Consider the following 8006-nt stretch of genomic DNA (forward strand, 5'->3'; position numbering starts at 1 on the left):
CCAAGCGAAGGGCGGCGTTTTCCTCGCGCAGCTGGATGTTGTCGGCCTCAAGCTTCGCGAGCCGGGCTTCCGCCTGCTGCGACCGCTCCAACAGACCGGACACCAGACTGCGCAACGCATTCAGCGACAGCGTGCCGGCATGCTCGGGGGAGGGGAGCCGTTTCGTCATGGCAGAATCGAATCATGATTTGCCCCGGCAGGAGAATCCCCAGGCTATCAATCAATTCTCAAAACGCTGGGTTATGCACACTTCTATGCTCGCTCACCGAAACGCTGCCACCGATTTTGCCCCACGTACCTTCTGCGGCCGATTTCGGAAGCGGGCATCGCGCTGGCGCGCCTCGACGAGCGCATTGCCCGTTCGCCGGTCGGGCAGGGGTGGATCGAGCGCATGCATTTCGCCGACGCCTGCGCCTCGCTGTGGATCGACGGCGAACTCGTCCATCTGGAAGACCTCGTCCTGCACGACGACACGCGCGATATTCGCACACCGACCCATGAACTGACAATCGCCCGCGACGTCCTGAAAACCCGCCGGCGTATCGCCGCGCAGCCGCCCGGCTGGGCGCTGAGCCTCGACGGTCTCCGATCGCTACGCGGCCACAACGTCGTTGCCGGGCAGGCGTCGCCTGCACCATCCTTCGGTGATGACGGCATCGCCGGGAGCGACGACGCCACGGCGGATGCCGGTCCGGATGGAGAAGGGAAGGGGGAGGACGGCGTCGGCCTCCTCGACGCGGAGTTCGCCGCGATCGATGCGGTGCTTGCCCGATCCGAGGCTGCCATCGAAAAAGCAAAGACGCCCGGCCGCGCAGCGGGCAGCGGTGCTGCCGAAAAAGATCCGCTGATCTACGATCTCGACTGGGACGAGGATGCGCGGCTGGAGGAGTGGCGGGCCGTGCTGGCGGAAACCGACGGTCTGCCGCCGGTGTTTCAAGCAATCATCGTCCTCGATGCCTGGAATGAGTTGGCGGTGCTGCAACATGCACCCTGGCTAGGCCGGCTGTTGTGCGCGTCGCTCTTGCGCCAGGCCGGCATCACCACCGCGGCGCATCTCGCCGCGCTCAATCTTGGCCTGAAAACTATTCCCGTGGATCGGCGCCGGCATCGCGACCGCGAAACCCGCCTCCTCGCGATTGCGCAGGGCCTGATCGCGGCCGTCGAGATCGGCCTGAAGGAACATGACCGGCTGGCGCTGGCAAAACAGATGATGGGGCGGAAACTGGCCGGCCGGCGCGCCACATCGAAATTGCCGGAGCTGATCGACTTTGTCATCGCCCGGCCGCTGGTCTCCGCCGGCATGGTCGCCAAAACGCTGGACGTGGAGCCGCAGTCGGCGGTCCGAATCATTGGCGAGCTCGGCCTGCGCGAGATGACGGGGAGGGGGAGGTTTCGGGCGTGGGGAATATTGTAGCGCGGAGTGCCAGCGAAGAGTAGTGACAGGTGATTCTGGCAACTCATGGTTCCGTCATTCTGGTCACCTTGCGTCAGGTCGTGGGACCCATGCTCATGGGCGTCTCTTCCAAAAATATCATTGTTAAATCAGAGATATATTCGTTAGTGGAAGAAAAATTAACTGATCCATGTGGAAAATCTTCCGCGTATGGTTATAAGTCGTGGCAGAAGAGATCGGAACCGCTCGTGACAGCTGTGGCATCAAAACTGGAAAAAGATATCTTAAATTTGGCTCGGATTGCACTCTCGGGCAGAACGCAGGATGTTCTGCAGATGGTGCACCGCATGGCCAAGGCGCATCGCGATAACGCGCCGGAACTCGCGACGGGCCTGGTCGAACTCATGCGTGAGGCGCCGACCCGGGCTTCGCCACTGCGTCGCCAAACTGAGGCGGTGCTGCCCACTGATGCAGACACCCGCTTTTCGCTATTACGGATTGAAGAGACGCCGGCACTCGATCATGAGCCGGTTTTCTCGCTGGAACTCGGAAAGTCGCTGGAGCGCATTGTTGATGAGCGTACCCACTTGGAGGCGCTCCTGAAAGTGGGCTTGGAGCCGACACGTTCGGCAATTTTCACAGGCCCGCCTGGTGTGGGCAAAACTATGGCTGCGCGATGGATCGCACGGTCGCTCAACCGACCGTTATTAATCCTCGACCTCGCCGCCGTTATGAGCAGCTATCTCGGCCGAACTGGCACCAACCTTCGGCATGTTCTCGACTACGCAAAATCGATGCGGTGTGTCTTGCTGCTCGACGAATTGGACGCCATTGCTAAGCGCCGGGACGATCGCGGCGAAATAGGGGAATTGAAGCGACTCGTTACGGTCCTCATCCAGGAGATCGACGACTGGCCGGCAACTGGCTTACTTTTGGCAGCGACCAACCACTCAGAACTTCTCGATCCGGCAATCTGGCGACGTTTCGATCACGCGATCGAGTTTCCGATGCCCGATCCGCAGGCAATCGCGACCTTCGTGAAGGCTTCCCTTGCTTCCCATACGGAAAAGGCAGACGAATGGGCTGGAGTGTTGGCGGGGGCCATGCGCGGCAAATCCTTCAGCGATATTGATCGGGACATTAAATCGGCGCGACGGCTCACAGCCATTCACGGCGGCGACCTTACGACCCATCTGAAGGATCTCATCCGCTTGGACCAGATGCCCAAGCCGGAACGAATCGCTCTGGCGCGGACGCTGGCTGGCGAGAAGCTGATGTCACAACGCGCTGCACACGAATTTACCGGTGTTGCGCGCGAGACGATTAGAGGTGAACCTTCCAAACCCAAGGCAAAGCCGAGGGGAAAGCGGAAACAGGATGGCGAAGCGCAACTTCCTTTTGGGCAAAGGTGAACGGCTCACCAGCGACGTTATCGTGCGAAGCGGGCCACCCAATAAGGTGGCACCCTATACCTTCTCGGAGGCCCGTGCTCGCCTGTCGCCGATGCTTTCAACGACAGTCGAGATACTCAATGAGTTGCCTGCGACGGCATGCCCTAAGGATCACGCCGTCGCGTCTGTAACGTTAAACCCAGAATATATCGCCAAATCCTTTTATCCTGCAGCCTTGTTGAAACAGACGGGCCTGCTGGCTGTTGGCAGCCGACCGCGCCGAATTACGCCGGTCAAAAAATCCAAAGGGCGTGAACCTACCGAAACGCTGACGACCGAGCTCTTCCTACTTGGGCCAAGATCAGCTTTCCGCCAATGGCAAGGCGCGCTGCCGCAGTGGAACGAAGGTACCAATCTTGCCGAAGACATGATCACGATCGAGGAGATCGCGGCACCAACCGTTGAGGACAAAATCAAAGGGCCCTTGCCGAAAAGCAAGGAGGCTGTCTTCGAAGTTGTCCTACACACCGATCCCCTCCTTGGGGAAATAGAGACTTTACCTGCGTTTGAAGCCTACCTTGAATCCCTGGGTGTTGAGCAGGATCTGACCAAGCGCTTCTACGCCGGCGGACTTTGCTTTGTCGAAATCGAGGCACCAGTCGACCTCGCCGACGACATCGCCACTTTCACGATCGTTCGCGCAATCCGGCAAATGCCAAGGCTGCGGATCTTGCGGCCAGCGTTCCGAACCTCCGGGTTGCCATCGCAGTCCATCCGACTACCAACCGAGCCGGCCGTCGATCCCTCTATCAGAGCTGCGGTTTTTGACGGCGGGCTACCTGATGACCATGTACTCGATCCCTGGGTAACTGCAATCGAGGGGCAACACGTCGGCGCGTCCCACCCCTTTCTGGTTAACCACGGCTTGCAGGTCACCTCTGCTCTTCTTTTCGGGTCGCTCGATCCCACCAAGCCGATCGATGTCCCCTATTGCAATGTCGACCATTACCGTGTGCTTGACGCTGAGCCGGGACAGGATCCGCACGAACTCTACGAAGCGCTGGAGCGCATAGACTACGTTTTGAACAATCAGGCATACGACTTCGTCAACATCAGCATTGGTCCGAGCCTCTCTATCGAGGACGACGACGTGCAAGCCTGGACTGCGGTTCTGGATGAGCGCTTCGCGCTCAACGACACGCTTGCCACGATCGCCGTGGGCAATAACGGCGAAGGGGACGCCCTGATGGGCTTCAACCGAATCCAGGTACCAGCAGACTGTGTCAATGCGTTGGCCGTCGGCGCAGCAGATTCACCCGGAACGCCCTGGCAGAGGGCGGCTTATAGTGCCGTCGGCCCCGGGCGCAGTCCCGGCCTTATCAAGCCCGATATCGTAGAATTCGGGGGATCTCTGCCGCGGCCATTTCTTGTCGTCGCTGAAGGGCCGATCCCTAAGCTTGAGCCGACCGGAGGAACTTCTTTCGCCGCACCCAGTACGCTGCGGCTAGGTACCGGATTGCGGGCGCATTTTGGCGATTCGGTGAATCTCCTTGCAGTGCGGGCGCTTTTGACCCATTCAGCTGAACCAAGCGATCTGCCGCATGCGGAAGTCGGCTGGGGGAGGGTGGCGCGCACAATCGATGACATCGTCCTGTGCGACGACAACGCGATCCGTGTGATTTATCAGGGCACCATATCGCCAGCGAAGTATATCCGCGCCGCCGTTCCTATGCCCGATGCAGAACTCGCCGGCATGGTCGAAATTTCGGCAACGCTCTGCTATAAATGCCAAACGGACCCTCACCATCCTGGTAATTACACGCGGGCAGGCCTGATTGCGACCTTCCGTCCCCATGATGGGAAGTTCAAGGCGGAAGAACAGGTTCACGCAAACTCGAAATCGTTTTTTGGCGACCCGGGTCTCGATGCGGGCGAGGACGAGCTCCGTCGCGATGCCTGGAAATGGGAAAACTGCCTACACGCTTCCAGGCGGTTCCAGGGCAAGAGCCTGAGCCGCCCGTGCTTTGACATTCACTACAATGCCCGGCTCGAGGGGCGCAACTTCTCGCCTGACGAGCAACTGGCCTATGCGCTGGTCATCACGGTACGGGCGAAGAAAGTCGCCGATCTCTACGACCAAATCGTCCGCAAATACGCGACCGTCCTAGAGCCGATCAGGCCCGTCATCGATATCCCGGTGCGGACCTGACGCCTATTTGGTGCTTCGCAGAAAACGAAGATATTCGAGCAGTTTCGCGTCTTCTTCGGGGGTTAGATTGAGCTCGGTGAAGCTATTGCGGGCAGGATGGTGGGTTTTTTGCGTCTTCGACGTGACAGCATAGCCCGCCATCGTCATCAGTTGCTCGTAGTTGATCTTATAGACGACCGCGAGAGAATGAAGAACATTCGGGGACGGTTTCTTGATCTTGCCGTTCTCGATTTGGCTGAGATAAGCGTTTGAAACTTCGCGCTTTGTTGCCGACTCGACCTCTCTCAGTTTCATACCCCGATCTTCACGTATTGAAGCGAGATATTGCCCGAGGCTCGGAAGAGTCGCCGGTCGTTGTTTGGTGTCCGGGTTCATAACGATCTGTTAACATATTGATTTATCGGGAATAATACGCCTGCTTGCTCATTCTGTCAAGCGTGCTAATTTCTGCTTGACATATCAAGCAGGCTTGTGAGAGCATGCGCTTATCGGTCGACGAGGTCGACTGCAACATATGAAGGACAAAGATATGAACATGCATGATAAGACCGACGACCCGGGTGAGGAGCAGATCCTCGACGACATCATCGATCTCGAAGAGTATGCCAAGTTGGGCAAGCAGCCTCCGCTCGCGAAGGGTTATCGCTTGCAGGTCAACGGCAAGTCGTATGTCATCCAGAAGCCCAATCCCACAGGCGCGGAAATTCTGACCCTCGCAGGTCTTCTTCCTGCTAAGGACTATACCCTGCGACTGAAGATGGCTGGCGAACGTCCCGAGAAGATCTCTCTCGACGAGGAGGTCGATTTGCGTCGCAAGGGTATCGAGAAGTTCAAGGCGCTGCCGCGGGATCAGACGGAGGGCTGAGCGGATGGAAATGCGGCGTAGTTTCGATCTCGGTGCGGAAGACGAGGAATTTCTCACCACCTATGAACGCCCTTGGGAAACCATCATCGATGGTTCGCATTGGGTCCTCATCCACGATTTTACCGTGCCCAAAGGCTATAACCACGAAAAGGTTACGGCCGCCATCCGGATCGAGGCGGGTTATCCCAATGCTCAACTCGACATGGTCTATTTCTATCCGCCGCTCAAGCGCATTGATGGCCAGCCGATAGGCTGTTCCGACGCGCAGCAGCAGTTGGATGGCAAGATCTACCAGCGCTGGTCGCGTCATCGCACCGCGGCCAATCCGTGGAAGATCGGTTTCGACAATCTGGGAACGCATATTTTCCTGATCGAGGAATGGCTGGAGCGGGAGTTCGAGAAATGCCCGGCAAGGTAACGCTCGCCCTCTCGGGCGACCAACATACTCATCTGAAGAGCTTTTTGTTCCCCGGTGACGGCTACGAGGCCGTTGCCATCCTCCTCTGCGGTCGCCGGGACGGCGATCGCAGCCAGCGGCTGACGGTACGGGAGATTCACGACATTCCTTATGAAGAATGCCTCGAGCGGTCCGCGGTCGGCGTCGTTTGGAGCCCCGATTACATTGCCGGCATTTTGGAACGGGCTACTGAGAAGGGGCTGTCAGTTGTGAAGGTCCACAGCCATCCGGGTGGCTATCCGAAGTTTTCGGACGTCGATGACATCGGCGATCACAAGCTCCTGCCCATGATCCGAGGCTGGGTGGAAGCCGATATTCCGCACGGCAGTGTCGTCATGTTGCCAACCGGGGAAATGTTCGGTCGCGCACTCGTCGATGACAATGAGATGCGAACTATCAGTGGCATCAGCGTTGCCGGCGATGATCTGTTGTTTTGGTATCCCAACACGGGCGATGTGGAGATGCCGAGCTTTGTTACCTCGCATGCGCAAGCATTCGATGAGGGCACGATTGAGCGGCTCCGCAAGCTGTCGATCGGCGTCGTGGGTTGCTCCGGCACCGGCAGCCCCGTTATTGAACAGTTGGTGCGTCTCGGTGTCGGCGAAGTCGTCATGGTGGATGATGATCCGATTGAAGATCGTAATGTAAATCGGGTCATCAATTCGACCATGGATGACGCAAAGGCTGGCCGAAAAAAAGTCGATGTACTCGGCGATGCCATCGAGCGGATGGGCTTAGGCACCAAGGTTGTTCGGCTGCCCCGCAATCTTTGGGACCCTGACGTCGTTCGGGCCATTGCCCAATGCGACGTTCTCTTCGGTTGCATGGATACAGTCGATGGACGGTATCTCCTGAACTGTATAGCCAGCCAATATCTCATACCGTACTTCGACATCGGTATTCGGCTTGATGCGGTTCGCGACGGATATAACCGCGGACAGATTCGAGAGGTTTGCGGCACAATTCACTATTTGCAGCCCGGTCGATCGTCTCTGATCAGCCGCGATCTGTTTTCGATGGACGACGTCGCGGCCGCAGGTCTTCGTCGTACCGATCCGGATGCCCATAGGCGGCAACTGGAAGAGGGATACATTCGCGGCGTTGTCAATCGCCGACCGGCGGTGATCAGCGTCAACATGTTCGCCGCAGCTCTTGCGGTCGGTGAGTTTCTTGCACGGCTTCATCCCTTCCGGGAGTTGCCGAACCGCGAATACGCGAGCGTTACCTTTAGCCTTGCGAGCATGGAGCTCATCTACGAAAGCGAATCGGGGATCTGCCCGATCCTATTGCCGAAGACAGGCTTTGGGGACACTAGGCCGCTTCTAGGGATGCCGGAATGCGGATTCCGACGTGAAGCCGGCCGCCAATCCGATCAAAGACCGGCCACCATTCCGATTTGAAGCCGGCCACCGTTCCGATCAAAGACCGGCCAGTTTTCGACACTGAACATCACTCCCTGGGTCAGCAACTTTGGCATCAAATACCTCGCGGTGAACGAGGGGATTTTGATGCCGGCAAAGAGAAGGCTGACCATGAGACATTTGCGACAAATGCTGCGGCTTGCAGCAAGCGGAACCAGCTCGCGTGAGATTGCCGTCGTGTTGGGAATTGCGCGTAGCACGGTGCAGGATAATCTGCAGCGCGCAGCGGCGGCTGGGTTAAACTGGCCCTTGCCTGGGGACCTTACTGAC

General features: G+C 58.2%; 8 protein-coding genes and 1 pseudogene. 7 read left to right on the plus strand and 2 right to left on the minus strand.

Going from position 1 to position 8006, the window contains the following annotated elements:
- Positions 1-169, minus strand: a pseudogene (locus K290_RS39060) (IS66 family transposase); the annotation flags it as partial.
- 132 nt (positions 170-301) lie between these two features.
- Here K290_RS39060 and K290_RS0132945 point away from each other — a divergent pair.
- From K290_RS0132945 to K290_RS0132955, 3 genes are read left to right on the plus strand one after another with little or no spacing between them, the layout of a single operon-like run.
- Positions 302-1414: an RHE_PE00001 family protein gene (locus K290_RS0132945; protein ID WP_051264284.1), complete on the plus strand. Its 1113-nt coding sequence runs from the start codon at positions 302-304 to the stop codon at positions 1412-1414.
- Between the two features lie 29 nt (positions 1415-1443).
- Positions 1444-2805 carry an AAA family ATPase gene (locus tag K290_RS0132950; RefSeq protein ID WP_245276728.1) on the plus strand — a complete coding sequence of 454 codons (1362 nt, stop codon included), beginning with the start codon at positions 1444-1446 and terminating at the stop codon, positions 2803-2805.
- Entirely contained in the window at positions 2771-4993 is a 2223-nt protein-coding gene (locus K290_RS0132955; protein ID WP_028755376.1) for a S8 family peptidase, read from the plus strand. Before K290_RS0132950 ends, K290_RS0132955 begins: the two co-directional genes overlap by 35 nt.
- A gap of 3 nt (positions 4994-4996) precedes the next feature.
- On the opposite strand, the gene K290_RS0132960 is transcribed toward K290_RS0132955, so the two are convergent.
- Positions 4997-5368 carry a helix-turn-helix domain-containing protein gene (locus tag K290_RS0132960; RefSeq protein ID WP_065091813.1) on the minus strand — a complete coding sequence of 124 codons (372 nt, stop codon included), beginning with the start codon at positions 5366-5368 and terminating at the stop codon, positions 4997-4999.
- A gap of 154 nt (positions 5369-5522) precedes the next feature.
- Between K290_RS0132960 and K290_RS0132965 the strand changes: the two genes are divergently transcribed.
- From K290_RS0132965 to K290_RS37045, 4 genes are all read left to right on the plus strand, one after another.
- Positions 5523-5858, plus strand: a complete 336-nt coding sequence (locus K290_RS0132965; RefSeq protein ID WP_161631262.1) for a multiubiquitin domain-containing protein — start codon at positions 5523-5525, stop codon at positions 5856-5858.
- A gap of 4 nt (positions 5859-5862) precedes the next feature.
- The gene (locus K290_RS0132970) at positions 5863-6276 is read left to right on the plus strand and encodes an E2/UBC family protein (protein WP_028755379.1); all 414 of its coding nucleotides are present in this window, start codon (positions 5863-5865) and stop codon (positions 6274-6276) included.
- A complete protein-coding gene (locus K290_RS35710) occupies positions 6186-7715 on the plus strand; it encodes a ThiF family adenylyltransferase (RefSeq protein WP_202595650.1) in 1530 nt (509 codons plus the stop codon). Before K290_RS0132970 ends, K290_RS35710 begins: the two co-directional genes overlap by 91 nt.
- Positions 7716-7865: 150 nt before the next feature.
- A partial coding sequence (locus K290_RS37045) for a helix-turn-helix domain-containing protein (RefSeq protein WP_245276630.1) occupies positions 7866-8006 on the plus strand: 141 nt, incomplete at its 3' end.

This window comes from Rhizobium leucaenae USDA 9039, from assembly GCF_000426285.1.
GTDB classification, from domain to species: domain Bacteria; phylum Pseudomonadota; class Alphaproteobacteria; order Rhizobiales; family Rhizobiaceae; genus Rhizobium; species Rhizobium leucaenae.

Coding starts and splice junctions, on each gene's coding strand:
- K290_RS0132955 (WP_028755376.1), top strand. CDS start 2,771: ATGGCGAAGCGCAACTTCCTTTTGGGCAAAGGTGAACGGCTCACCAGC.
- K290_RS0132960 (WP_065091813.1), bottom strand. CDS start 5,368: ATGAACCCGGACACCAAACAACGACCGGCGACTCTTCCGAGCCTCGGG.
- K290_RS0132965 (WP_161631262.1), top strand. CDS start 5,523: ATGAACATGCATGATAAGACCGACGACCCGGGTGAGGAGCAGATCCTC.
- K290_RS0132970 (WP_028755379.1), top strand. CDS start 5,863: ATGGAAATGCGGCGTAGTTTCGATCTCGGTGCGGAAGACGAGGAATTT.